Origin of the sequence: Desulfoplanes formicivorans, from assembly GCF_001748225.1 — a bacterium.
Taxonomy (GTDB): domain Bacteria; phylum Desulfobacterota; class Desulfovibrionia; order Desulfovibrionales; family Desulfomicrobiaceae; genus Desulfoplanes; species Desulfoplanes formicivorans.
On record NZ_BDFE01000010.1, the window covers coordinates 1 to 25,419 of the forward strand.

The following is a 25,419-nucleotide window of genomic DNA, read 5'->3' on the forward strand; positions in this document are numbered from 1 at the left end:
GTCCGGTTGTCAACAAGTTTTTTCCTCAAAGATCGTATCTGCAATGTTCTTCGCCGCCCCCATGACTCCGGTCGCGACGAGGAGAGAGTATCTACCCGACACCCCATTCACTGTCAATGACTTTTTGGATTGATTTGAACAAAATCCGTTCAATCCGCTCCAGCCTGACAACGAACCTGCAAACCGTCTTTATACCTCAAAGATCATCATACTGCCAGTCAAAAAACAGCCGCGTCATGGTCAACGCGGCAGGTGGGAGTATCTATCCAAGCCCCGAATGGCTGTCAACATCTTTATGCCTCTTGCGGGAGTTTCTTCCGAACGCCCCGGAAAACAGCAAGCATGACATGAACCATCATGGTCGGAAATGAATACATTATATCCCGTTATTTCAAGTCCTTGACCGCACATGGCCCGGGGCTTTACCCCGCCAGCGCGTCAAGAGATGCGCTTTCTATGTGCGGACCCGGACTTTGTCAAACACTTTTTTCACACGTTTTTCCCATGAAGCCGGACTTCCCTATCACGATCCTGTCATTGAAGCCCATATTCACATTTCCTTTTCCAAGACACAATCTCCATCCCGCCAGCTTTTCATTCATAAACAACGTGGAAATGCACACATCTTGCCCCTTGTTTCAACAGGCGTTTGCGTGTATGCATTACTTTTCTTTTTGTTCTACGAGCAACAAGGCCATACGCTGCGGTGGTGGCGACCCGATGCGGTCCCCTGCTCTCAGCTTCGCCGTGGTTTTGTCATACAATTTCTCACGTAACCTCAGCCTGGAATACAAGCATGACTGATCACCCATCTCACAAAACAAGCAAGCCGCAACAACCTCTTATCACCCGCGAATCTGCCAAAATGGCTCTTGAGGAACACATCCGGTTCCAGGAATCAGTCAGCTCCAAAAAATATCAGATCCGCGATCGCAAGGGCCGGTTGCAGGAACATTCCTTTACGGACGTCAGAAACCGATTGTGCCGGGAGTTCCTGAAATATTCCCGGTTCGACAAGGAAAAAAACCAGCAGGTCTGCGAAATGATCCAAGCAGGCCGGTTCATTCCGGCCGGTTCCATTTTAAGCGGTCTGGGCAATGAACACAGCAAATGTTCCCTGAGTAACTGCTATCTGGCCAAAATCGAATCCGATTCCCTGGAAGGCATTTTCGAAGCCCAGAAGAAACTGGCCCGGACCTATTCCTACCGTGGAGGAAGCGGGATCGACATCACCATTCTTCGTCCGGCTGGCGACCCCGTGAACAACGCAGCGGTCAGCTCTTCGGGCGCGGTCAGCTTCATGCCCCTTTTCAGTGAACTGACCAATACCATTGGCCAAAACGGCAGACGGGGCGCATTGATGATCTCTCTGGACATCCGGCATCCCGACACCCGCCGCTTCATCTGGAGCAAAAGCAAACCCGAGGAAATTTTCGGTGTCGACTCCCTCACGGGCAAGACCCAGGATGTGTTTGGTGCCAATATCAGCCTCAAGGTTACCGACGCATTCATGCACGCCGTGGAAGAGGATCTCGACTGGACCTTTGTGTTTCCGGAACGTACCCGCATCTCGGCAACGGTCGTGGATGCATCCACCCTGCAGCTTCACCCCGAGGTGTTTGCGGCCCTTGATCCCCAGGTGGATGACCGGATCGAAGCCGAAATCGTCTACAAAGTTACTGCGGTTCAGGCCAGAAATCATACCCTCTCTGTCCAACCGGATCTTCCCTCGGGCGAGGACCTTGCAGCCCTTCCCCAGGGCCAACTGATTTTTTCCGTGTCCCGACGTCGCAAAAAATCATCGGAAATTTTCGATCCTGTTCGATCCGTCTATAACACGTTGTGGGATGGTGATTACAGCCGTTGGCAAGACCTTGGCCTCCCCCTCAAACCCTACTCAACCATCAAGGCCCGCGAACTTCTTGAGGAAATCAGTGCGTCCGCCTGGCAGTCAGGCGACCCCGGCATCCTGTATCTTGATACCACCCAGCGCATGACGCCCGGCACATATATTGATCCTCAACGCCTCAAGCCCATGTCCACCAACCCCTGCGGGGAACAGAGCCTGGGCTACTGGAACAATTGTCTGCTCGGCGCCATGGTGCTGCATCAATACGTAAACAATCCCTTCACCAAGGAAGCCCGGTTCGACACGGAACGTTTCAAAAACGACATTGCTCTGACAGTAGCCTTCATGGACACCATGTCCGATCTGAATCAGGACAAACATCCCCTTGAAGAGCACCGCGAAGCCGACCGGTACGGCAAACGCATCGGCATTGAATTTACCGGGCTTGGTGACATGCTGGCCATGCTGAATATGCGCTACGGCAGCAAAGAATCCATCAGCTTCATAGAGGACATCCTCAGGCTCAAGGCCATCTCCGAAATCGAGGTGAGTGCCGACATCGCCCAGCAACTGGGATGCGTCCCCGCCCTCAAGGACAAGGCCGCCCGGAAACGCTTTCTGGAATGCCCGTATATCACCAACCTGCAACTTCCTCCGCAATTGCAAAAACGCATCCTTGCCCATGGCCTCCGACACACGGCATTCAACACGGTGGGCCCGTCAGGATCCATTTCCATCATGTCTGATAATTGCACCTCGGGCATTGAACCGGTTTTCCTCTTCAGCTACACGCGGGAAACACGGCTTGAAGCGGGCAAGGTTTTCGAATTCACGCACATGCCACCGCTCAAATGGATGGTTGAAACCAACCAGGAAGAGCTGTTCGGCAGGTACACAGCTCAGGAGCTCAAGGAAAAACTCAACTATGTCCAGGCCGACGAGCTCGACTACATGGACCGCATCCGCATGCAGGCCGCCATCCAGAAATTCACGGACAGCTCCATCTCCTCGACCATCAACCTTCCCGAAGAAACCCCCAAGGAAGTCATCTTCCAGATTTATCTCCAAGCCTGGAAACATGGACTCAAAGGGGTAACCATCTTCAGAAACGGCTGTAAAAAAGGAGTGCTGGGCAAGAAGGAAGACAAGAAGGATGCCGAGCCCACCATGCTCGGTCAAAATCCCACCCTGGTGGAACGGGAACTCAAGGATATTGAAATGGCCGAACGCCACCGGGTTATGTGGAAGGGATCCAAGATGTACATCATTGTCTCCCTGGACGAATCAGGCAAACCCATTGAAATTTTCGTCAAGCTCCCCAAGGAAGCCGGTGATATCAACGGGATCTACAATGAACAGGTTTTCCAGGAAAAATACTCCCTGTGGGAAACCATTACCCGGTTGGCCAGCCTGCTCCTTCGCGTGGGTATGCCCATCAATCGGATCATCACCCAGCTGGACCGCTCAAGCTACAATATTATCGACGCGGCCGCCATCATCGCCCGCATACTGCGCCACTATGTATCCCTGGACATGGATGACCAGACCATTGTCTCCAAGGGCCTTGGCGATCCCTGCCCGGAATGTGGCAAAAATGCCTATGTACCCGAAGGGGGCTGCAAGATCTGCAAGGCATGCGGGTACACCACCTGCGGATAGACAAACAAAACACTTCAAAAACGCAAAGGACCGGAGTTACCCACTCCGGTCCTTTTTTTGGTACAAATCAACGCCACCACGATCCCTTGAGTCCTCTGGGAAGCAACCTTTTCCTGTTGCTGCCTTGCTCCTCATCTTGTTGAGGAGAGGTTCAGGTACTCGAGCAGCTCCCGGGCATTCCATTGTTCCCTGACGATCTGCTCCTTGGATGACTTGGCCAGCCGCTTTATCCTGTATTCCACGGCATAGGCCTGGGATTTGGAGAACAGGGCCACGGCATAGGCCAGTTCACGCACCCCCTTGGCCCTGGTGCATCTGGCCCCCTTGCCGGTACAATGTTCCTCAAACCGCTTGAGAACATCAAGGGCCACGCCCGTGTACAGGGAGTTGTCCCTGCACCGAAGCATGTATACATGCCATGTTTGTCCGGTCATGATACGTGGTATTTGCGGCCATCAAGGGCCGCGACAAACTCAACGGCCAATGCAATGGCGTTGCAGGTCAAACATTCGCAGGGATGGCCCGGATTATGGGGGCCAAATCCCCTGGGTCGCAATTCCCGGCACAGGAGGGAATGGAAGCGCTCCTCGAACTGACGGGCAAAGGCATGACACCACCCGGCAATCTCGCGATCCGCATGTCTTCTGTTTCTCCCCCATATCCCAAGAAACATGAGCGGTCCTTCAACCAGCCCGCACTGGGCGCCATATTCCCCGGCCCCGTGCATCCCCGTGGCCGCATCAATGACCTGATCGCAAATCGTCACATTACAAATCTCTCCCAGAACCTTGAGGGAGGCTGCCGCACAATTGATATCATCCTGCCAATAATACACCGAAATGCGTTTTTGAATGAGTTCTTTTTGATCCATACAGCCTGTACCCTGAAGGGATGATCGCCCTACGAGCCTGTTGGCACAACAAAAAAAACGGCCCCAGCAGAGACCGTTTTTTTGTTATTGCATCATGATGTCATTACTTGGTTTCAGGTCGTTACCAGACCTTTTTTCGCTGCTCTTCCATGGCCAGACGCTGTTCCTCAAAGGTGGCAAATCCACCCTGATGCAAAGCATCCTCAACGGTCTGGTTCCAGTCCCAGGCAGCATAGATAATGGGTTTATGGAACACGGCCCTGAAGCTTTCGAGCTCCTGCCGGTAAAAGTTTTCCTGGGAGGATCCAAGGTTATCCCGCAGCTGGTTCATGAGACGGGCATTTTCCCCGTCAAACCACTCGGTCAGGTCCTCGGGAGTAACGTATTTTTTCAGGATATGGCCGTACCCTTCCTTTTGGAGCAAGCCGCGCACCCGTTCAAGGTGCTGTTTCTTGATCCACGAACCCAGCTCTGCAACAGAGATGTTTTCCTGTTCAATGGCGGCCACATCGCGCTTGGTCTGGTCATAGGTATCCGGAACCACGGAAGCCGAAACAATGCCGGCCACACACACAAGACCACGTATGATCTTGCTGTTGGAAACGCCCTGCCCGCAAAAGCCGACCTTTTTCCCGTACTTCTGCCCCGTAAAGATGGTTGTCAGTATTGCCCAGACAACCGCGGGATCCTCTTCGTCATAGATGTGCTGGAGCCTGGAATTGTCACGGTCCGTTCCGAGTACAAGCTGTGTCATGTCATTGGAACCGATGGAAAATCCATCGAATTCCTTGATGAATTCCTTGGCCAGAATGGCATTGCTCGGAATTTCGGACATCTGAATGACCTTGAGGTCATCCTCTCCCGACCGCAAATTATGCACCTGGGCCAGATAATTCTTGAGACTTCTGGCTTCCTCAATGGTCCGGACAAAGGGAAGCATGATGTGCAGATTGCGCCCGCCAAAAGCGCCCCTTGCCAGCTTGAAGGCCTCGAGCTCCCAGTCATGGATGTTCCGAGAAACCCCACGGAAGCCGAGCATGGGGTTGTCTTCCTGGAACTCGAAAAGGATGCCGCCCAGAAGATTCCGGTACTCATTGGTCTTGTAGTCAGTGGTCCGGTAGATGATGCTCTTGCCGTAAAAGGCCATGGCAAACAGCCCCAACCCCTGGGCCAGGGTCTGCACATAAAGTTCCTTACCCGTTCTGTATCCCCTGGCAACCAGCACCTTTCGGATCCGATCGGACAGGGTTTCAAGCATATTCATTTCGCGCTGCAACCCGACCTTGCGGGCCACATCCTCTCGCAGCGCCCTGATCCGGTTCAAAAGATCGACCACATAGGGATCATCCTGAATCCGCTCCACAATGGAAGTAATCCGTTCATTAATCTCCCGGGATCTGCGCTCTTCATCAGGATCCACAAACCCGAGGTCCTTGGGATCAAGAAAGCCCATGATGGCCTTGACATGCTCGCGAAGATCCTTGGACGTCTTGAGAATATCCAGACGCTGGGTAGCCATTTCCAGATGGTCATCCATCTTCTTGTCCAGCTCCCGAATCTGGCGGTGGATGGCCAGCACCTCATCCGTCCCCTTGAGGCCTGAAGCATTGGACAGTTCTTCCATCTCCTGGGCCAAACCGGTGACAATGCCCACGTACTTTCTGAGCTTGAAATCAATGGAAACGACTCCGGCATCAAGCTGCTCCTTGAGCACCTTGGTCAGGTCCTGGTCGATTTCAGAGAGTTTCTGTTCCACAATGGCATCAAGGGTTCCATTGTCATAGGCCTCCAGAGCCAAGGGGTGCACCCCTATGTTGCCGAGCATGAATTCGGCCCGGAGCAGACCGACCTCGAAGTCCGGAACATTGCGCAACCGGGACAGGAAAAGAGACTGCCCCACATCGGCCAGGATGAGTCCGATTTTGGTCTTGGTTTCGGGAAGTTCGGCCACATCAATGATTCCACCGACTTCCTCCATGGGAACCAGACCCCGATAAATGCATCCTCTGGACCCGTCGACCGTGACCTCCTGTCCATCAAGAGTCCGCAGAATCTCCAAGCGCTTGATGCCGATGACGGCCGGGATACCCAATTCACGCGAGGTAATGGCCGCGTGACTGGTGTCGCCACCAGCATCGGCCATGATCCCGGAGGCAATGCGCATCCCCGGAACCATATCCGGATCGGTCCGTTCGGCAGCCAGGATATCACCCTTGTTGACCTTGTTCAGTTCCAGGGCCGAACGCAAAAAACGCACGGTTCCCTGACCCGCACCGCGGGAGGCCCCGTTCCCCTGCAATACGACTTCCGCCGTTTTGAGGGCCTCGGGCTTAACCTCCATGCGACGCATGAAAATCTTGGAAGGATGCTTTTCAAGTTCGGCGTTCCATCTGGTTTCAGGACGGGCCTGGACAAACCAGAGACGATCCCATTTGTCGATGCAGAATTCCGAGTCCATGATCATGCCGCCATAGGCCTGGCTGATGCTGCGCACCCCCTTGGCCACCATTTCGGCCTGGGCCAGGGACAGGGACCACCGACAGGCGGTTTCCTCGGGAACCTCGACCACCTTGGTTCCGATGCCGGAATCGTCGTACACGATCTTCTTGTCCTTGCACCCCATGAACCGGATGACCACTTCCTGCCCGTCATCCCGCTGAAACACATAAAATTTGTCAGGCGTGACCATGCCGCTGACAACAGCCTCTCCAAGTCCGTAACTGGCGTCAATGGAAACAAGATCCTTGCGATCAGTGCCCCTGCACCCGGTGGAGGTGTCCGCGCTAAAGGCCGTGCCGGAAATGACCGGATTGATCATACGCATGATGCATACGGACAGGGAAGTGTTCTCGATGGACCATTCCTGCTTGGCCTGGATGGCAATGGACTCATCACCTGTCTGTTCAGCCTTGGCCACGGCGTCCAGAATGGATTCGCGACGATAGGTCATGCTGCGCAGGTTGTAGGCTGAAGCACAGTCCCAGTGGTATGCCTCGGCCACATGGGCTTCGCCGACAATATTCAGATAGGTGTCCTGAAGACCGGCAAAGGCCTTGTTCCGGCTATCCTCTCCTGCTGCGGAAGAACGCACGGCAACGGGCACGCTTTCGAGCCCGGCCTCTTTGCAGATGTCCCGATAGGCCGACCGAACCGCCTCATCCACTTCCTGGGGAAGATCCACCGACAAAATGGCCACCTGAACCAGAACCGATCGTTTGCGAAGTTGATCAATACCCTCGGGAGAGGTGGCAAACCCTTCCACCACATTGTTCACAAAGGTGCGCAACCGAGTGGTCCCGTCCTCATGGCGATTCTTGGCCTTGAGTTTCTTGGCCACCTTGCGAACAAAATTCTGGAGAAAATCCGGATCCTTGTTGATTTCCTGATCTGTCCAGTCAATGCTGTCGTATTCCTTGTCCACAATGGCCCTGACCGCTGCGGCGTTGACCTTGGTGGAGTCGAGAACAACATGAAATGCCTTGGAGGAAATGGCCCTGAACTGGGGAGCACGTATATTCTCGATGGTACTGATAATGGCTGTATTGTAATTCTTGCCGCCCACAAGCAGTTCAGCATCCGGGCCAATGGTCACGATATCCTGACCATTGAGAACAAATTGCTCCTTGATCTTCGCAAGGGCGCTTTTGGATGCCCCTTTTTGAGTTGCCTTTTTGGGAACCTCGGAATTCTTTTCCCGAGCCGGTGCATTCTCGGAAATCTTTTCCTGAGTCTTTGCCATTTTCTTTCCTCCTGACGGGTCGTGACAATCTTCGGGCTTAACGCTTCTAACGCATTGAAATCATATAGTAATCAGCGAACACACAATTCAGTAACAAGGTCTTGTAAATTAGTCATTTTTCACAGCTTCCGTCAACAAATTCTTATCGGACGGGGCTTTAAGTGCTCTCCAGGCTGGATTGACAATGAGATGCAAATAAAAATCCAACCGGGAACAGGAAAACATCATTTAAGGACAACCTACTCAAATAAAGACAACTTTTTCAAACAATCAGACCATCTTCCTTCCCTTTGGGCAAACGGCCATGTCATGCACCCCGGGAAAATTCCACAAAAAGTGCAAAGGCCGGAAGCATGCCCACTTCCGGCCCTTTGTCAGCCAGTTCTGATCAGAGTTTCTGACCGCAAAAAGAACAGAATTTGTCCTCATCGCGTACAGCAGGATGTTTGCAGGTGGGGCATCGTCGGGGAATGGGCATCAATTCCACCAAAAGCTCGCCTTCATGGACCGGCACCATTTTCCGGTCTTCCTGGTACGAAGCCACCTTGAGAACCCGCTTGACCATCCCTTCAACCCGGGAAAAAACCGCTTTTTCCTGTTTCATAATGGAGATATTGAACAATTCCTCTCCAGGTTTGACAATGTCTCCCGGCTGAACCTGCATGACCCAAAGGTCCCCATTGCTGGGCGAACCAACATGGTACGGGTTGTCCTTGTCCGCCCTTTCAAAGGCATCCTCATCCACTCCCGTGGCCTCGGCCACCTTGACCTGATGGGAAAAGAATTCGGAATCCAGGGTGTATCGGACAACACTGTTGCCCCGGGCATCGGGTTCGGAAACAGCCAGAATGGTCAGAAGATGATGCTTGCCCTGGGAATCCCGGAAATAAAGCTCCCTGCCCGTATCCAGCCCTTCGAACCAGACATCAAGGGGCAACAGATTGGCATCCCCGAATTTCCGGACAAAATCAAAGGTGTTCAGGGCATCGCCAGGATGGTTCAGATAGAGGACCAGCTCCTCGTTTGAAGGATCGCGCTCAAGGTGCTCGGCGAGAGCCTTGCGTTCGGCCTCCACGTCCAGATCCGGCAGGGTTGCCAGAGGCGAATTTTCCGTGCGCTCCACAAGGGCCTGCTCAAAATCCTGGCCAAAAGCACTTTCATAGACCCATCTGTCAGGGAACCCAAGGGGAAGCCGTCCGAATTTGCCAAGAAGAAGATTTCTGAAGGCATCATTGCAGTTCTTGTAAATACCGAGACGTTCGCGTTTGATCTCCTCGGACAGGGACGCTTCGGGGGTGTTGACCACAGCATCAAGAACATTGAGCAGCCTGCGCACGGCTTTTTTCCCGCCGTTTTTGAAGGCACCCGTCACGGCCAAAAATGCGGTATTCCAGGTAATCTGGGAGCCTGGGGTCACATCGTGATACCGGACGATCTGTCGTGTTCCCTCGAGAAACTTGAGCATATAGGGCAAAAGATGGATGTAGCCCTGTTTCATGGCCCCTTCCTGGGAGGAAGAGGTGGCGCCCCCGGGCATGCCGTGTTTGACCACGTCATAGTCGATACCCTGGAAATAGGGAGCCGTGTACTTGTCGTAATAAGGCATGATCTGCTTGAGCACGAACCCGCAGGTCCGAATCATTTCCTTGTTCAGATTCGTCTTCAGGCCGAGTTCATCCTCAAGATACGCGGCCGTGGACAGCACTTCCCCCTGCCCGTACCAGCGCACCGAAGCCCCGATGGCCGTATCCACGATGTGTGCACCAGCCTGGGCTGCCGCGCCCACAGCCGGAACAAACAGACCATCCGTGTAGTGACGGTGATAATGCACCACAAGGTCCGGCCAGGTCTTGCGGATGGCTGCCACCAGTTCGCGGATGAACCGGGGAGGGCAGACACCGGCCATATCCTTGAGCCCCAGGATAATCTTCTTTTGAACTTTGGTCGGTGAAAGGCCGCTGACGGAAGCGGTCATGGCAAGGATTTCTTCGACAACGCCGAGATAATGGGGGACATCAAACCCCTTGGCCCAGGACAGGGAAATGGCCGGCTCGAAAATGTTTCTGGATGACCCGAGGACCACTTCGGCAAAAGGCCGCATGTTCTCGATGTGGTTCAAGAAATCAAAACAGCGGATCACATCGTAATGTTCGCAGATCATCTCGCCGGTCAAACGCATGAGATTTCTGGGCTGGGGTTTGTACCCAAGCACGTTGGTGGAACGGATGAGGATCTGCTTGAGGGTTTTGGGGGCAAACTCGTTCCATTCCTCGGCTTCGGAAAACGGATAGGTCATGTTGGCCAGCATGGCCACGTGGAAATGGGCACCTCCCCCGTTCTCAAGGGAAAAAAATCCGCAATTATCAAGGTAAGGCCCGACCATCCTGTCTTCGGCCAGCCGGAAACGGTTCCCGCTATTGGACTGGGTGATATCCCTTGTCGTGGTATCTGTGAAATGAATATACCCGGAATCACGGACAAAATCCAAAATCGCATCCCTATCTCCCCGGGGATAGGGTGAGGAGTGATACTCGGTCTCGATGCGGGGAAGCACCGGTTTGAAGGCACCCAGGCACTTATCTCCCTTGTTCCGATAATCGCCAAGCTTCACATACGGGTTGTATCCCTTGGCGGAAATCTCGGCCACCAGACGGGAAAGTCGCAGGGCCTCGGGTTCTTCATCCTGATAGCTCATGAGCTCCGGGGTCTTGGCCACGAAATTGGTGTCAAATTCTCCACGGATAAAATCAGGATGATGGATGATCTTGGCGTGAAAGGGAATGGTCGTCTTGATCCCGCCGATGATGTACTCGCCCAAGGCCCGGGCCATGACCCCGAGCACCTTGGGCCAGGTCTTGCCATAGGCGATCAGAAGAGATGCGGCCGAGTCATACTGGGAGGGAAATTCATACCCGCCGGAAATACACGAATCAACGCGGACGCCCTGCCCACCCGGCGAAAGATACCGGGTGATGGTCCCGACATTGGGAGCAAAATTCTTCTGGGGGTCTTCGCAATTGAGCCGTACCTGCATGGCCGTATTGGAAGGACGGGTATTCTGATCGTTCAGACGCAGCCTGGCCCCGAAAGCAACTGCGATTTGTTCCTCGACCAGATCTATACCATAGCGGCATTCGGTAATGCCGTGCTCCACCTGCAGCCGGGTGTTGGCCTCAATGAGGTAGGGATTGAGATCCTGGTCCACCAGAAATTCCACCGTGGCCAGGGATTGATAACCGACTTCCCGAACCAGTTTGACGGCATATTCCTTGAGTCTGGACCGGAGCTCTTCGTTCATGGCAGGCCAGGGCGAAGGCGTGATCTCGATGAGTTTTTGATGATTGCGCTGGATCGTGCAGTCCCGTTCATCAAAGGCAAACACGTTGCCGTAACTGTCGGCAATGACCTGAATCTCAATGTGCCGGATGGACGTGAGAAGACGCTCGATATACAGTCTGGGATTGCCAAAGGAGGCCTGGGCCAGTGCAGACGCCTTGGTAAAGGCGTCTTCGAGCTGATCCTCGCGAAACACTTCATAAATGCCCCGCCCGCCGCCTCCGCCTTCGGCCTTGAGCATGATGGGAAAACCCATTTCCCGGGCCATCTCCCGTGCCTCGACAATGCTCACGGCACCTTCGGAACCGGGAACGACCGGAATATCGAGCTTCTGGGCCAGACGACGCACCTCGACCTTGTTTCCCAGAAGCCGCATGGCCTCGCTGGAGGGACCGATAAAAACGATCCCGGCCTGCTTGCATTTCTGGGGAAAGGTGTCGTCTTCCGAGGCAAAGCCCCAACCCGGATGGATGGCCACGATCTTTCTGGCCTTGGCCTTGGCGATAATCAAATCCACGTCCAGATAGGCCCGGGGGTTTTCGCCCAGAAGCAACAATTCCTGCGCACAGGTGGTAAAAGGAGCGGTTTTGTCCACATCCGTGGCGGTCATGATGGGCACGGCCCCGAAGACCTCCTTGATGGAGCGGACGATCCGTCGCGCGGGGATTCCCCGATTGGCAACAAGGATCTTTTTTCCCTTCAGTTGGGCTGCAACGTTTTCAAAGGTTGTTTGTGTCATGGATCTGGCGACTCCGGTTCCTAGTTGGTGTAGCGACGGATTCGGTGGTTGATTCTTACAAGGGTTGCCCCTCGTCAAGGGGAAGGATGCTGCCGGAATAGAGAATATCCCTTTGCCCCTGGCGATCAAGAACAAGGCCGCCGTCTTCCTGCAATCCGATCACACGGGCAAGATGACGACCATCCCCACTTACGACCTGAACATGATGATACATGAAAGCCAGACACGGCTCGAGCAACGAAACGAATTCGGCAGGAGTACACGAGGCAAGGGTTTTTTCATACCAGAAACGTACCCGGGACACAAGCTGTGCCCATAGCTCCAGGCTGTTGGCATCGGACAATAATCCGGAAAGGTTTCCTGCGGTTATGGAACTTTCCGCCCGCATCTCCCCTGGATCGGGAGACCAGGTCACGTTGAGCCCCACCCCCACGACAAGAGCCCCCTTGCGCTCCTCCACAAGAATACCGCCCACCTTGCGCCCTTCCAGCAACAGATCATTGGGCCACTTGATACGCAGCTCTATCCCGAGCCGGTGGAAAAAATCCCTGATCCCCCAACCGACCATGAGGGGCACCAGCGTGTTCCATGCTTGTGGAGGAACGGGCCATCTCCAGGCGGCATACAGATTGCCTGCCGGAGACAGCCATCTCCGGCGGGTCTGTCCGCGTCCAGCCCATTGGGACGAGGCCACAACAGAATCCCAGATCGCAAACGTGCCGGATTGGATCAATTCCCAGGCCACATCAAGGGTGGAGGAACAGGCGCCAAAAACATGGATGGCCTCGCCTTGTCCCGTGTCCACGCGAGAACACAACCCCTGAAGGTCATGACCTTCATAGGGGGTAGCCATGTCCTTCAGGGCGGTCTGGGCCGCAAGGATACGCATCTTTGCCTCCGAGCCTCCTGCATGCGTTAATAGATGTTCCAACTGGCCCCAAAAACCATACAAGGCCCAGCACTTTTCCACCAATGGACATGATCGGCCCATAAACAGCATGATATCCGGCCTGACGTCATAAACAGGACGGTCGGCCGCATTCATGCCCGTTGCCACACGCCTGCCCGTTGGCCCCTCATCTTCCTTGTTTACCGGACAACATGAAGAAAAAACACTCTTTTTCGTCTTCTAATACCGGAACGCCCGCATTTTGATACAAAAAAACGCAAGCAATCCGAGCTGTTACCAGATGGCATGTTTTTTCCTAAAGGAAACATGTCACGCACTAGGATGCATCCTGTCCCCAGCCAACATTCAACTCATGAATCAGGCCCTTCTACAGCGCAGACCATGAAAAAAACAGCCAAAATATGTTTCAGAACAAGCGATGCGACTCGAAATGCGCTTATGGAAATGGCCAAAACCCGGAAACAAACCATGTCATTCCTGATCGAAACCATTTTGTCACAAACCATTGCCAGCCAGCAGAAACAAGTGGAAGACCAAAGAAAATATCCCAGAAAGAAAGAGAAGATACCGATCATCATCCACGGGACAAGCAAAACCAATTATTACTACCACTCGGGCGAAATCCAGGACCTGTCCCTGGGGGGGATCCGTATCCGCATCCCTAGAAATTGCAAGTGCCGCCTACGCCCCGACGACGACAACAAATTCGAGATTCTGTTCAAGATCCATCAATCCGATGAACCCATCATCATCAAGTGCGCATCACGCCGGTTTGAAACACGCGCCGAAGGCACCATTATCGGAGCTGTTTTTCAGGAGGCCGAACTGCACAGCTATCAGCAATTGCAGACGCACCTGTTGCTCAATACGCCTTGACGCGCCTGTCACCGCCCCACCGCCACCACAAATCATGTCATGCACTCCGGGCCATGTCCTGTTCGCTCCCCACAAGCACCTGGGACAAAGACACGAGCCTGAACGGGAACCTGGTCGGTTCGACCCTTCCGGAAAAAATCAGACTCCACAAAGGCATCCGCCTGATCCGTTTCTCAAGGCTGATCCCGACAACTGCTTACCCTTTTTCACAATCACTTCGCCACATTAAATTTCCTTGCTTTGACAAAAGTTCCAGGAACGCTGTCGGCCAGAATGCGCTATCCTCTGTACGGTTTGCTCCGATATCCCCATCAAAGGGGATCTGCCGACTCATGGCCACCCGTTCTGTGCACTCCCTGCCCCAGGCAAACCGCCTTATGATCCTGTTGCAGGACACGGCCACGATCTCACGAGCTCCTCTTGTTCCTTGCAAACCGGCTTGCCTGGCAAAGACTCCACGCGATCGTGAATATGCGGGATCAGGCTGTCCGCGGCCTTAAAGATCAATGGCCATGCGATCCGGGGAAGGTCATGATCCGCACTGTTGTGACCAACAGGGAGGCCCACCAGTTTCGAACTTCAACAACGCAAGCATTTCAGAAATATCGGGTTTTCTTTACACGACAAAAAGGCTATGTACCCCGCATGCTCCAAAACAACAAACAGCTGCAGTCTGTCTGTACTTTCATACGAACGGGAGGCGAGGCATGGCCAGATTTCTCAAAAAACGGGATCAACAACTGGGGCGAACCCCTGGTTCTCCGGTCTTTATCGGACAACAAAAAATCGACAGGCCCCGCATCAGGAAAATCGACTATTCCGCATCCACCCTGCATGACGCATTTTTCCCGGACATGGAGGGCATGACCCCTCCACAGGCTGGAGAGCCCTGCTGCTGGCTGAATATCGACGGCCTCCATGACGCCGGATTGATGACCACACTCGGTTCACTATTCAACCTGCCCAGTCTCGTTCTCGAAGATGTGGTCAACACGGGACAGCGACCGAAATTCGAAGCATTTTCTGAATCTGTCTTTGTCACGTTGAAAATGCTGTTTTTTGACAGGGATCACACCATGATTCAGTCTGAACAATTCAGCGCGATCCTCCAGGACAACTGTCTGCTCACGTTTCAGGAAAAACCCGGGGACATTTTTGATCCGGTCCGCACCCGGCTGCAGAATGCCGGTGGAAGATTGCGCAACTCAGGTCCCGACTATCTGCTCTATGCCCTGCTCGATTGCATTTTTGAAAACTATCTCAAGGCAGTGGAGGTGTTGGGGGAACGCATCGAAGCCTTTGATGAAGAGATACTGGAGGACCCCTCCTCGGAACTGCTGGAGGAGATCAATATCTATCGACGAGAAGTGTCCTACGTCAGAAAGGCCGTGTATCCTGCCAAGGAAATCGTTCTCAGGATGGTTCGAACAGAAAGCGAACTTGTGTCCGCAGCAACCCAACCCTTTGTGCGAGATCTCGCAGACATGGTCGAGCAGACCATGGACGCCGTGGACATATACAGGGAAATGCTCAGCGACCACCTGAGCAGCTATAACATGGTCATGAACAACAAACTTTCCGAAACCATGAAATTTCTGACCATGTTTGCCACCATGTTCATTCCCCTTTCCTTTCTCGCAGGGGTGTACGGCATGAATTTCGAAAGCATGCCGGAATTGCACTTCAAACACGGCTATTATGTCATTCTCGGGATCATGGGGGGAATAGCTGTCGCCATGCTGGCCTACTTCAAGAAAAAACACTGGCTGTAATGCTCCCAGGCCAGGGCGCTCCCCCAAACCTTTGATCTGCATTACATGGCCAGGGGATGGCGCACCAACAAGAAAAAAGCCTTTCTTGTTGACAAGAGAAACGTGGCTGAATATTTGAACAGATATTCACATGTTCAACTATCAGGAGTTTCTCATGGACACCGTTTGTCAAGCCCGCTGTTTTCATCCCGCTTCCATTGCCCGCGCCCAACAAAACATGCCCACCCCAGAACAAACCAGACGGATCGCTTCCCTGTTCGCCACCCTAGGCGACCCTACTCGCCTGGGCATTCTCCTGGCCCTGCGGCATGGAGAACTCTGCGTGTGTGATCTATCTTCGGTCATGGGCATGACCGTGTCAGCGGTTTCCCACCAACTTCGCATACTCAGGCATCAGGGGCTTGTTGCCTCCAAAAAACAGGGACGCATGGTCATGTACCGTCTGGATGACGAACATGTTCAAAGTCTCCTCGTCCAGGCCCTTGAGCACGGGACCCATTGCTCCCCAACCCTTTCCCCCGAAACACCATGAACATCCTCTTTTCTGTCTTCCTGTCCGCCCTTGATGTTTTTCTGGAATCAGCCCCTTTTATGCTGTTTGGTTTTTTCATGGCCGGATTGCTCAAGGCCTTTGTTCCCAGCACCATTGTGCATGAACAACTGGGCAAAAACCGCACATCCAACGTGGTCAAGGCGGCCCTGTTCGGCATTCCCCTGCCCCTGTGCAGCTGCGGGGTCATCCCGGCAGCTGCCGGTCTCAGACGCCAGGGAGCAAGCAAGGGGGCCACGGCCTCCTTTCTCATTTCCACCCCGGAGACCGGAGTGGATTCCATCATGATCACCTACGCCCTGCTCGATCCCATCATGACCATCCTTCGTCCCCTGGCCGCCTTTGTCACGGCCGTTGCAACGGGCATCGGCATCAACCTGTTCGATAAGGACACGACCCCTGCGCCGGCCCCACCCCTCAAACCCTTTGGAGAAATCCGTCCCCCGGCCTGGAAGCGATTCCTCAACGGCCAACGATTTGCCTTCAACGATGTCCTGGGAGATGTGGGAGGATCGTTCATGATCGGCATTGTCATTGCCGGAGTGATCACGGTATTTCTTTCTCCCGATCTGGTGACCACCTATCTGGGCATGGGAGTGCTCCCCATGCTGGTCATGGTCGTCGTAGCGGCCCCGCTCTATGTGTGCGCCACAGCTTCCACGCCCATTGTTGCCGCCCTTGCCCTCAAGGGCATTTCTCCGGGCGCGGCTCTGGTTTTCCTCCTGGCAGGTCCGGCAACCAATGCGGCCTCCATTGCCATGGTGGCCAAACTTCTCGGCAAACGGTCCGCAGCCCTGTATCTTGCAAGCATCATCACCGTTGCCATCCTCTTCGGACTGGGAGCCGATGCGCTCTACCGCTCCCTGGGCCTCGATCCTCTGTCCTGGCTGGCTCAGACAACCGAACACGGGCATGGCATACTCAACATCATTGCAGGAACTGTTCTGTTCATCCTGCTCGTCCACACACTAATAACCAAAATTCGATCAGGCCATGATTGCCGGGGCGGATGTTGCAGTCATCAGCACTAACGCTGCCGGTGCCCGCAATCCAACGAGGTTGTCGATGAGGGCTGATTCGAAGGTCTGCACGCGCAACCTGAAATCCTCGGGTATATTGAGGAATTCGAGGACGTAGGGGTCTTTGAGCAAATGCTCCGGGGTCGGAGCCGGCTCTTTTTCTGACGCATGGGAGGGTTTAGCAGCCGCTGATGGCCTTCTTGTTCATAGCGACCGTGGAATCCAGTATGCCAGCAAAGAATTTCGAAAAATTCTTGAACAAAATGGCTGTATTCAAAGCATGAGTCGTAAAGGAAACAGCTGGGACAATGCGGTCGCAGAATCATTCTTTCATACCCTGAAAACTCAATTCATCCGGCATCATACATTTTCAACCCAAAGAGAGGCCGAATTAGCCATTTTCCAATACATTGAAGCCTATTACAATCGCAGACGACGACACTCCGCAAACGGGTGGATGTCGCCATTTGAATACGAAAACCGTCAGGTCACACAGCGAGTGGCTTAACTGGGTATCCACTAAACTGTTGCAGGATCAGATGTTTAGTACTTGGACATTAGCTGATCGTCAGCGGCGGTGAAGCCAGGAGGAAAATCCCGGTATTGGTGCTACGGAGCCTTAAAAATTTGAGACTTTCGTAGCACCGAAGCGGAGGTCATTTTATTTTTGAGGCAGTACACAGTCCAAAATTTTTTGTACACGTTGAATTATTTCGGGTTCTACATCCCTACGTAAAATTCTATAATACTCTTCATAAAATGCTTGCAGATAGAGATCTTCCCCTTTCTTCTCTAAAGTATCGGTCCAATCTTTCTCGATATTTAGATTACCAGCATTATTGAAACCGAATAAAACTTTTTCACGATCTTCACCATTTAAATATTTCTTATTTATGATTTTAATTAGTTCATCTTCATTTTTTTTACTAATTGCGCTCGGGATGAAATCGCCATCTTTATCGAGGTCTACATAGAATCCATTGTTTTCAAACCTAAATAAAGTTAAATTTTCATTCTGTAAAATTTCCTCAATTTGATTCTTTATTGATTCATCAAGATCATTTACTTCAAAAAAAACACATTTATTATCAACATAATTTTCAATTTTATAATTATTCACTATAACCTCCCTAAATTAGTTTAAATTACTCGACTTTCGGGGTTTATTTTACTTTGAAAAATAAAACAAAAACGCTGAAATGATTGATTTTTTTACTTGAAGAGATCCTTGTAATTTAGTATTTCTGTTGTTTCCACACAATAGAAAACAAAAAACAAGGATCTCAGATGCAACCTACAATTAAAGCCATTGATTTGCAAGTTGTAAGGAATGAATGCAGTCACCGAATTGACTCGTTTTTCAAGAGATTTCGCATCGCAAGTATTGCCCGAAACTCTCAAATAAAAAAATCAAAAGGATATTCAGCCGTCTCCATACTCCAAAGCATTTTTATACTTCCGTTTGTAGGAAAAAATATTTATCGAATTATTGTAATCAATCCAGAACGTAAAATTAGTAAAGATGCAATATATGACTTTCTTCGTTCAAGTCGTTTTAGCTGGAGAAGATTTCTTTTGGCCTTGGGGATTCAGTCTCATGAAATGATTGATGAATTGACGAGTAAGGCACGTAATCCAGTACTTATCTTTGATGATTCAACAATATCACGTCCCAGGTCAAAAAGTGTTGAGCTTTTGGCCAAAGTTTTTGATCACACAACAGGGAGGTACCTGAAGGGTTTCAGAATGCTCACCATGGCCTAGTCTAACGGATCGACACTACTACCTCTTGATTTTGCCCTTCTCTCGTCGACAAAAAAAATCGATACCAAGAAGCTGCTAAAAATCTGGATAAGCGAACGTGCGGTGCCAGAAGACGACAAGAGGCTGTGACCAAGGCCACAGGTCTGATTACCCCTATGATCGAAAGAGCATTACGTGCTGGAATCAATGCAAAATATGTCCTTATGGACAGCTGGTTCGGAGTGCCATCTTTGATTGCCAAAGCTCGCAAGCATTTAGATGTCATCTGCATGGTCAAACGGACCCCAAAAATTCATTATATCTTCGAGGGACAAGAACTCAACGCGATTCAAATCTATCGTAAAATCAGAAAACGACGGGGGAAAGCGAAAGTTCTCGCCAAAGCTCAAGTTCAGATGAAAGATGGAGGCACGGCAAAATTGGTTTTTGTCCGCAACCGGAGCAAAAAAGATTGGCTTGCATTACTGTGTACAGATAAAAATCTTCCGGATGAAGAAATTGTGCGTATCTACGGTCGGCGCTGGGATATTGAAGTTTTCTTCCGTACGGCCAAACAGCATCTTGAATTGGAAAAAGGATGCCAGAGCAGGGATTTTGATGCGCTCATCGCTCACACAAGCATTGTAATGCCTAGATATATCTTTCTCAGTATAGAAAAACGTCGGGCAGACGATCCAAGAACTCTGGGTATCCTATTCCATCACTTCTGCGAGGAAGCTGTGGACTGTACCTTAATTGAGGCACTCAGCAGAATTCTCGGCGAAATCGTAGAAAATCTTCATAAAATCAAAGCAGTACCCGCGAATATCCGCAACAAAATTTTGGAAATGATTCAAGAAAATTTGGATAGTTTTATCAGCGAAAAACCGTTTATTATCAATAAAAACATGCATTTAATTGCTAACGCTTAACCCCGAAAGTCGAGTAAATCACTGCGATTTTTGGCCTGATCCCTGCGGTGATTTTTTTCCTCAAGTCATTTTCCAAAAAAAAACTCTAACTCGTCCTTGGCCATTTGATATACTCCTCTTTCGCTACATGATGTTCGACAAGACATTCACGATTTCTTTGTGGAAGGCTTGTGAGCAATCTTTCCATTCCATATTAACTTGATTTGCTCGGGAAACAGCTCTCATTCGATATTTAAGGGCATTTTCTGTTCTGGTCTGTGCCTGAGTGATGACTACTGATCCACTGCCGCCTCCTTGCGCCGAGCAACAACGGCCGCTTAACCTGCAAATCCGGCCCGAAGGGCTTGGCACGCGTTTTTGATGGCGAAGACATTCAAAAACCGTGACAAAGGATTTATCAGGTTGAAGCGCTTGTTATATACCATTTTCTTTTTCATTTCCATAATTTCAAATTTTCTAGAATAACTCTTTTTGCTAACCTATTAGCATTTTCGACATCATAAACTGTTATTGAGCGAGCTTCCTTTTTTATGTTATGAGCAGCAACCTTATTTCTGATTACTCTCAGGAAATCTATGGCATCTTCAATAGCGATATAAGAGTCACGATTTTCATTTCTTGCCCAATCTGGTTGGTATAAAATTTTTACTCTTCGTTTTTCTTCCAATGTCATTCGCTTTGATCTTCTCAGCCATAGTATTGGTTCATTATAGTTAATGTTTTTTATCTTGAGTCGAGTTCGTAACTCATCTAAAACATTCTGATCCCATTTTCCGTCTTTAAATGACTGCTGGCCTTTCTTTAAGTTGATTCCTAATTCTAATTCTTCCAATATTGAATAGAAATTTACAATATTATTTGCGTAGCGAATGTAATCATCAAGGAAATATTCATTTTTAGTTACGATTTCATTTTCCGGTGATAGCTGATAAGAATTATTTGCATGAATTGTACAGGCGAGTTTATATTTATAGATTACAGTTTGTTGTTTTATAGAAAACGAAGCTTTTCTCGCGATTTCCAGTGCTCTCGCGAAACCATGGATTGGAAAACATGAATTGTCGATATGATCTATCCCGAGCGCTGTTTTTGTTGAAGGGAGTCTTTCATCCAAATCAAAATGTGGAGTAGAATTTATTAAATAATAGGATGCAAAAATCAAGCGTAATGTTTGCTCGACAATATACATGTTTTTTGCGAATAGAATGATTTCGTATCCATTACTACTAGGATAGCTGAGCTCACTGACCTGATCGCATTTCATTAGTTTCGCAGAGCACCATTTAAAATTGATTTCATTTGATTTGATGGTGTCTATTTGGTCTTCTTGAATCAAAATGCCTGTTTTATAATCCATCTCACTCTGCTAATCATTTTGTGCATATAACAGCCCGCGGATGAGCGGTGGCCGCGGGGGCAAGTTTACTTGGACCTGTGGACATCCGCTCGATTCGTTTGTTGTGAGGCTCTTTGCGCCGAGCAACAAGCGGATGGTATCCACGGGCCGTTGTTGCCAGCGCGAAGCGTCCGGCAACAACGCTTACATCAGGCGCCGCCAAAGGTGGTCGTCTGGATGTACTTGTTAAATTTTACACTCGGCCCAAGAAAGGTTCACAGATTGATATTGAGGACACAATTGAGAATCTTCATAAATTCTAACATTGGTACTAAGACAATGATGGTTTCTATCATTATTTGCTACATGAACTACGACAGTGCCTTTGGACAGATTTGAAAGTTTAGGACCAAGATGGTTCCACCTTCCTCGAATAGTATGGGTCGGATTTATTAGTATTTCAAAAGGTAAATTCTGATTGTATTTTACATACCCATCTTTATGAAAAGCATCTATTTCCCCACATATGGCAAATGAGATCTGCTTACCATTTACCTTTATAGTTCTCTTTGACCAGATAGAAACTAGATTGTCTACATCATGAGAGGTAGGATTCTGTGCAAATAACTGAGATGGCATTTTAATTACGTTCATCTTCGATACTAAACAAGGGGTTGAAGCTAACTTTCCGTTGCCAATTTCTACGAAAACTTTGGTTATAGAATTTATGTTTTTTTGAATTTCTTTTATTGTCGGATGATTAGATGAATTTCCAGGAAGAATTACTAGATCATGATTAATTTTTTTTATAAACGCGATAATTTCATGCTTTGATGCCAGCTCAAAAGGAGAAATTGCACATATTTTCATAAAGAATTCACCTAAGACATATTGATGAAACTGGTATAAAGATTTAACGGCCCGCAGATGAGCGGTGGCCGCTGGTTCAAGTTTACTTGGACCTGTGGACATCCGCTCGATCCGCTTGTTGTGAGGCTCTTCACGCCGAGCAATAAGCGAATGGTACCCGCGGGCCGTCAGGGACGTCCGACTTACGCGGCTTGTTAAATTTTATTGTGCATTTCTGATATGTTCAGCCAGGTCTAATGCCAGTTGGACATAAGATCTTGCGTCTTTCTCGTTCAGCTCCAACTCCTCGGCATGTACTGCCTTGTTGCGAAGTTTCCGCAGAGTATTAAATATATCCAGCTGTTTTTCATTGATAACCTTGAGGTGCAAGAGATACTCACCGAGTTTTGGATAATTTTTCATCACATCACTCGGAGGCTGATTCCAGAAGGAACTTGCCACAGCGATAGCCGCAGACTCCACCTCCAGCCACGCTTCCATGATGGACGCGCGGGTAGAAAAGGAAACGAGATTAAGGATGCGATTAGAACTCGGAGAAATTTGACCTTGCCCTTCCGGATGTGTCCGAGAAATCGATTCAGCTTCAGCTTTTAACTCCGAGACCTGCTGCGAGAACTCTAGCTCAAGTTCTTTGTATTTGAGGCGCCTGAGGAAGGGGATAAGCTCAACAACCGGTTTTCGCAGAACAACAACGAGAATAACCACAGTCACGGGCCAAGCCACCGACCGAATAATCTCAGATAAAAAAGTTAATATGTCCATTGATCCTCGATAGTTTGGCCCTGAAATTTAACGCCCTAATAACTGGCGTGTAGGTTGGTGTTGTTTTTGCGGCTTTTTCTTTTGCAAAAACGATGACAACCGTTATGCGTCCAATTGATTATCTTGTTATGGATTGCTTTATGCATACTTTTCCAGTTGTTCTAAGTAACTAGATATATCTTGATGCTCTTTACTTCCTATAAGTCCTGAAATCTCGACTGATAGCTCATCATTTGAAACTAAACCACCGTGAGTTATGTTGGCAGAACCAATGATGGCATTAAAGTTATTTTCTGCTTGAAAATAGTATATTTTAGTATGTAAATATTTAGAATAAATATCGTCAACTACGATATGTCTAAAATCATTCAGAGCGATAATGCATTCTTCATCAGTATGTTTTTTATTACTGTATATTGTTATAACTGCGTTATTTTTTTGTTTCGCATTCTCTAATGCTGGTAGTATTTTTTTCAACCCAGCACGTTTCATCCATCCAGAACAAAGCACTATATGATCGGATTTAGAAATCAGTTCTACAATCCTCTTTCTATGATTTTGTTTCGTTAGATTAGACAATAATTTCATTTTGTTTCCTAAAGAGCTCTAACGGCCCGCGGATACCTCCGCTTGTTGCCGGCGCGAAGCGTCCGGCAACAACGCCTTGAATAAGCCGCCGATTTGGAGCGGCAGCGGAAAATTGGTCGGCTTGATGCACTTGTTATGCGGGCCATGGCTATAGCCCGTAGTATTTCTTGGCTGCCTCTGTAATGACGGCTGTTGCAACTGAAAGGCCTGCCTTCCATGTGCCATCCATCGCTTTCTTGAGATTAGATGCAATCCAGGCTTTTGCCCTTGCTCCAAATGGCTCTAGATCCCCTTCCGGCTCTTCACTCTCAAGTATCGTTGCGAGAGACTTCGCATCCTCTTCTGCAATTCCAGATTCTACGAGATGCCTTACAAATGATAATGCGTCACGCGCATTGACGCTGACTGACACGCTTGAACCATGACCTCCTGCCACAGCTGTAGTTACGTTTCCATAAATTATCTGCTGTGATATCTGTTGTACTTTCTCCGAATTGGTATCGGTGTCTTTAGATACCCCAAAAGAGACTTCCGTAGCTGCGGGAATCGATTTTTCAAACTCCAAAGTTAATTCTAGTATACGCCCTCGAACAGCTTGTTGAATTTCAGTTAACGAAGTTCTAGATATTGTTCCGCTTACAGAGTTACAAGCGTAATTCACATAGAATTTGCCTTGAAGTAGTAAGATTAAATTAGAAGCATCTATGCCCAGAGAGCCGCTTTCGGCACTACCTTTTACCAGATCATCGACTCCGGCAATGCTTTCTCTTATTTTAATTCTAACCCAACTATCCCCTGCAAGTTGCTTGATAAGATGCGTAGGAATAGGTGCGTTTTGAATTCTTGATCCAAAAGGCCCTGAAAACGTTCCTTTATAACTAACTCCAACCATGCGATAGGGTGGCACTTCTACGTCCTTGGGATAGCCTTCGGACTCATGTTTTACCCACTCTTCAAGCACATCGCTTCCAAGCCTAGAAGCGAGAAACCTAAGCTTAAGAAGGATTGAACCAAGATCGGCTCCTTCTTGAACAACTGATTCCTGAATTTCATGCAGTAAAGGCACTTTCTTTACCTCTGAAGATTTCCGAACTTCTAGACGCATAACGGCCCGCTCTGCGGCAAATTTGGAGCGCAACGGAAAATTTGTCCGGCAGCATTACGGCGTTCCGTTTAAATTCAGCATCATAGCTCCTGCGAATTTTGCTCATCCACTCCTCCTGGTTGATTGTCAGGATAGTGGCTTAACTCCGACTCCTCAAGTCTGTAGCAGGATCAGTCATAGGTTCGTAACTCTACCCAAGGACCAATCTATCGCGCAGATTGTTTAATTCAGATATCGCCTTTTCAATTTGTTGCCGCTGTTCAATATTCGCTTCTGATGTGCTCTGTAAGTCTTGCAATGCTTCAGAAACATGGCGAATTTCAGTCGTATAGAAAGATGTTGATAACTCATCCATACGTTTAACAAACTCAATTTTCAACTCAAGAAATATTTCCCGATAATTCTTCCTAATATCGCGTCTAGCAGCTATTAGGTCTGCAGCGCGTTTCTCTTGTTGAATGTCGTCATTGATTTGTACGATTACGCCGATTAACGCCATAACCGGCCCGATAAACTTCGCAGCCGAGCCAATTTTTTCAGTAATATTAATAGCTTGATAAGGTTTAAATTTGACGCCAAAAAAGTGTCCTACCTCCAGGACTGCTTTGTGGAGGTTACTGCCCGATGCTACTTTCATCCCTTCTTTAGCAGTCTTATTGATCGCCTGATTTGATTTGACTGCAAAAACTCTCTACAATAACGAAAAATTACTACCTATACTATTTACAAAATATACAAAATTTAGTATATATTATCGAAATTA

Annotated in this window: 18 protein-coding genes and 2 pseudogenes; 8 read left to right on the forward strand and 12 right to left on the reverse strand. The window is 49.6% G+C overall.

Annotation, left to right across the window (positions count from 1 at the left end):
- The first annotated feature begins 796 nt into the window (after positions 1 to 796).
- Positions 797 to 3,508, forward strand: a complete 2,712-nt coding sequence (locus DPF_RS04810; RefSeq protein WP_069857751.1) for an adenosylcobalamin-dependent ribonucleoside-diphosphate reductase — start codon at positions 797 to 799, stop codon at positions 3,506 to 3,508.
- A 131-nt stretch (positions 3,509 to 3,639) separates the two neighbouring features.
- On the opposite strand, the gene DPF_RS04815 is transcribed toward DPF_RS04810, so the two are convergent.
- From DPF_RS04815 to DPF_RS04835, 5 genes are all read right to left on the reverse strand, one after another.
- Positions 3,640 to 3,942 (reverse strand): GIY-YIG nuclease family protein, encoded by a 303-nt coding sequence (locus tag DPF_RS04815; RefSeq protein ID WP_069857752.1) that lies wholly within the window; start codon positions 3,940 to 3,942, stop codon positions 3,640 to 3,642.
- On the reverse strand, positions 3,939 to 4,379 hold the full coding sequence (locus tag DPF_RS04820) for a C-GCAxxG-C-C family protein (protein WP_069857753.1): 441 nt from the start codon (positions 4,377 to 4,379) through the stop codon (positions 3,939 to 3,941). The genes DPF_RS04815 and DPF_RS04820 overlap by 4 nt, the downstream gene beginning before the upstream one ends.
- Before the next feature lie 121 nt (positions 4,380 to 4,500).
- Positions 4,501 to 8,118, reverse strand: a complete 3,618-nt coding sequence (locus tag DPF_RS04825) for a PEP/pyruvate-binding domain-containing protein (protein WP_083254474.1) — start codon at positions 8,116 to 8,118, stop codon at positions 4,501 to 4,503.
- 388 nt (positions 8,119 to 8,506) lie between these two features.
- Positions 8,507 to 12,193 carry a pyruvate carboxylase gene (locus DPF_RS04830; protein WP_069857754.1) on the reverse strand — a complete coding sequence of 1,229 codons (3,687 nt, stop codon included), beginning with the start codon at positions 12,191 to 12,193 and terminating at the stop codon, positions 8,507 to 8,509.
- A 55-nt stretch (positions 12,194 to 12,248) separates the two neighbouring features.
- On the reverse strand, positions 12,249 to 13,082 hold the full coding sequence (locus tag DPF_RS04835) for a biotin--[acetyl-CoA-carboxylase] ligase (RefSeq protein ID WP_176724166.1): 834 nt from the start codon (positions 13,080 to 13,082) through the stop codon (positions 12,249 to 12,251).
- Between the two features lie 489 nt (positions 13,083 to 13,571).
- Between DPF_RS04835 and DPF_RS04840 the strand changes: the two genes are divergently transcribed.
- From DPF_RS04840 to DPF_RS13690, 5 genes and pseudogenes are all read left to right on the forward strand, one after another.
- Complete coding sequence (locus tag DPF_RS04840) at positions 13,572 to 13,979, forward strand: PilZ domain-containing protein (protein ID WP_176724167.1); 408 nt, start codon at positions 13,572 to 13,574, stop codon at positions 13,977 to 13,979.
- A 707-nt stretch (positions 13,980 to 14,686) separates the two neighbouring features.
- Complete coding sequence (gene corA, locus DPF_RS04845) at positions 14,687 to 15,751, forward strand: magnesium/cobalt transporter CorA (protein WP_069857757.1); 1,065 nt, start codon at positions 14,687 to 14,689, stop codon at positions 15,749 to 15,751.
- 154 nt (positions 15,752 to 15,905) lie between these two features.
- Positions 15,906 to 16,283: an ArsR/SmtB family transcription factor gene (locus DPF_RS04850; RefSeq protein ID WP_176724168.1), complete on the forward strand. Its 378-nt coding sequence runs from the start codon at positions 15,906 to 15,908 to the stop codon at positions 16,281 to 16,283.
- Positions 16,280 to 17,332, forward strand: a complete 1,053-nt coding sequence (locus DPF_RS04855) for a permease (protein ID WP_069857759.1) — start codon at positions 16,280 to 16,282, stop codon at positions 17,330 to 17,332. Before DPF_RS04850 ends, DPF_RS04855 begins: the two co-directional genes overlap by 4 nt.
- A gap of 181 nt (positions 17,333 to 17,513) precedes the next feature.
- Positions 17,514 to 17,828: pseudogene (locus DPF_RS13690) on the forward strand (IS3 family transposase); the annotation flags it as partial.
- 153 nt (positions 17,829 to 17,981) lie between these two features.
- Here DPF_RS13690 and DPF_RS04860 read toward each other — a convergent pair.
- On the reverse strand, positions 17,982 to 18,440 hold the full coding sequence (locus DPF_RS04860) for a hypothetical protein (RefSeq protein WP_069857760.1): 459 nt from the start codon (positions 18,438 to 18,440) through the stop codon (positions 17,982 to 17,984).
- A 167-nt stretch (positions 18,441 to 18,607) separates the two neighbouring features.
- Between DPF_RS04860 and DPF_RS13695 the strand changes: the two genes are divergently transcribed.
- Both DPF_RS13695 and DPF_RS13700 read left to right on the forward strand, forming a co-directional pair.
- The gene (locus DPF_RS13695; protein ID WP_083254476.1) at positions 18,608 to 19,084 is read left to right on the forward strand and encodes a transposase; all 477 of its coding nucleotides are present in this window, start codon (positions 18,608 to 18,610) and stop codon (positions 19,082 to 19,084) included.
- A 59-nt stretch (positions 19,085 to 19,143) separates the two neighbouring features.
- Positions 19,144 to 19,995, forward strand: a pseudogene (locus DPF_RS13700) (IS4 family transposase); the annotation flags it as partial.
- A 433-nt stretch (positions 19,996 to 20,428) separates the two neighbouring features.
- Here DPF_RS13700 and DPF_RS04870 read toward each other — a convergent pair.
- The 6 genes from DPF_RS04870 to DPF_RS04890 form a co-directional block, all read right to left on the reverse strand.
- The gene (locus tag DPF_RS04870; protein WP_069857761.1) at positions 20,429 to 21,352 is read right to left on the reverse strand and encodes a hypothetical protein; all 924 of its coding nucleotides are present in this window, start codon (positions 21,350 to 21,352) and stop codon (positions 20,429 to 20,431) included.
- A 225-nt stretch (positions 21,353 to 21,577) separates the two neighbouring features.
- The gene (locus DPF_RS13885; RefSeq protein WP_141721059.1) at positions 21,578 to 22,303 is read right to left on the reverse strand and encodes a hypothetical protein; all 726 of its coding nucleotides are present in this window, start codon (positions 22,301 to 22,303) and stop codon (positions 21,578 to 21,580) included.
- A gap of 99 nt (positions 22,304 to 22,402) precedes the next feature.
- The gene (locus tag DPF_RS04875; protein ID WP_069857762.1) at positions 22,403 to 22,963 is read right to left on the reverse strand and encodes a hypothetical protein; all 561 of its coding nucleotides are present in this window, start codon (positions 22,961 to 22,963) and stop codon (positions 22,403 to 22,405) included.
- 138 nt (positions 22,964 to 23,101) lie between these two features.
- Positions 23,102 to 23,551 (reverse strand): restriction endonuclease PLD domain-containing protein, encoded by a 450-nt coding sequence (locus DPF_RS13705; RefSeq protein WP_083254478.1) that lies wholly within the window; start codon positions 23,549 to 23,551, stop codon positions 23,102 to 23,104.
- A gap of 148 nt (positions 23,552 to 23,699) precedes the next feature.
- Positions 23,700 to 24,656 carry an AbiTii domain-containing protein gene (locus DPF_RS04885; protein WP_218069961.1) on the reverse strand — a complete coding sequence of 319 codons (957 nt, stop codon included), beginning with the start codon at positions 24,654 to 24,656 and terminating at the stop codon, positions 23,700 to 23,702.
- Positions 24,657 to 24,846: 190 nt separating this feature from the next.
- A complete protein-coding gene (locus DPF_RS04890) occupies positions 24,847 to 25,317 on the reverse strand; it encodes a LeoA/HP0731 family dynamin-like GTPase (RefSeq protein WP_439951199.1) in 471 nt (156 codons plus the stop codon).
- Between the last annotated feature and the right edge of the window lie 102 nt (positions 25,318 to 25,419).

Coding starts and splice junctions, on each gene's coding strand:
- DPF_RS04885 (WP_218069961.1), bottom strand. CDS start 24,656: ATGCGTCTAGAAGTTCGGAAATCTTCAGAGGTAAAGAAAGTGCCTTTA.
- DPF_RS04815 (WP_069857752.1), bottom strand. CDS start 3,942: ATGACCGGACAAACATGGCATGTATACATGCTTCGGTGCAGGGACAAC.
- DPF_RS04870 (WP_069857761.1), bottom strand. CDS start 21,352: ATGGATTATAAAACAGGCATTTTGATTCAAGAAGACCAAATAGACACC.
- DPF_RS04830 (WP_069857754.1), bottom strand. CDS start 12,193: ATGACACAAACAACCTTTGAAAACGTTGCAGCCCAACTGAAGGGAAAA.
- DPF_RS13885 (WP_141721059.1), bottom strand. CDS start 22,303: ATGTCCACAGGTCCAAGTAAACTTGAACCAGCGGCCACCGCTCATCTG.
- DPF_RS04855 (WP_069857759.1), top strand. CDS start 16,280: ATGAACATCCTCTTTTCTGTCTTCCTGTCCGCCCTTGATGTTTTTCTG.
- DPF_RS13705 (WP_083254478.1), bottom strand. CDS start 23,551: ATGAAATTATTGTCTAATCTAACGAAACAAAATCATAGAAAGAGGATT.
- DPF_RS13695 (WP_083254476.1), top strand. CDS start 18,608: ATGCAACCTACAATTAAAGCCATTGATTTGCAAGTTGTAAGGAATGAA.
- DPF_RS04820 (WP_069857753.1), bottom strand. CDS start 4,379: ATGGATCAAAAAGAACTCATTCAAAAACGCATTTCGGTGTATTATTGG.
- DPF_RS04825 (WP_083254474.1), bottom strand. CDS start 8,118: ATGGCAAAGACTCAGGAAAAGATTTCCGAGAATGCACCGGCTCGGGAA.
- corA (WP_069857757.1), top strand. CDS start 14,687: ATGGCCAGATTTCTCAAAAAACGGGATCAACAACTGGGGCGAACCCCT.
- DPF_RS04850 (WP_176724168.1), top strand. CDS start 15,906: ATGGACACCGTTTGTCAAGCCCGCTGTTTTCATCCCGCTTCCATTGCC.
- DPF_RS04840 (WP_176724167.1), top strand. CDS start 13,572: ATGTCATTCCTGATCGAAACCATTTTGTCACAAACCATTGCCAGCCAG.
- DPF_RS04835 (WP_176724166.1), bottom strand. CDS start 13,082: ATGCGTATCCTTGCGGCCCAGACCGCCCTGAAGGACATGGCTACCCCC.
- DPF_RS04810 (WP_069857751.1), top strand. CDS start 797: ATGACTGATCACCCATCTCACAAAACAAGCAAGCCGCAACAACCTCTT.
- DPF_RS04875 (WP_069857762.1), bottom strand. CDS start 22,963: ATGGACATATTAACTTTTTTATCTGAGATTATTCGGTCGGTGGCTTGG.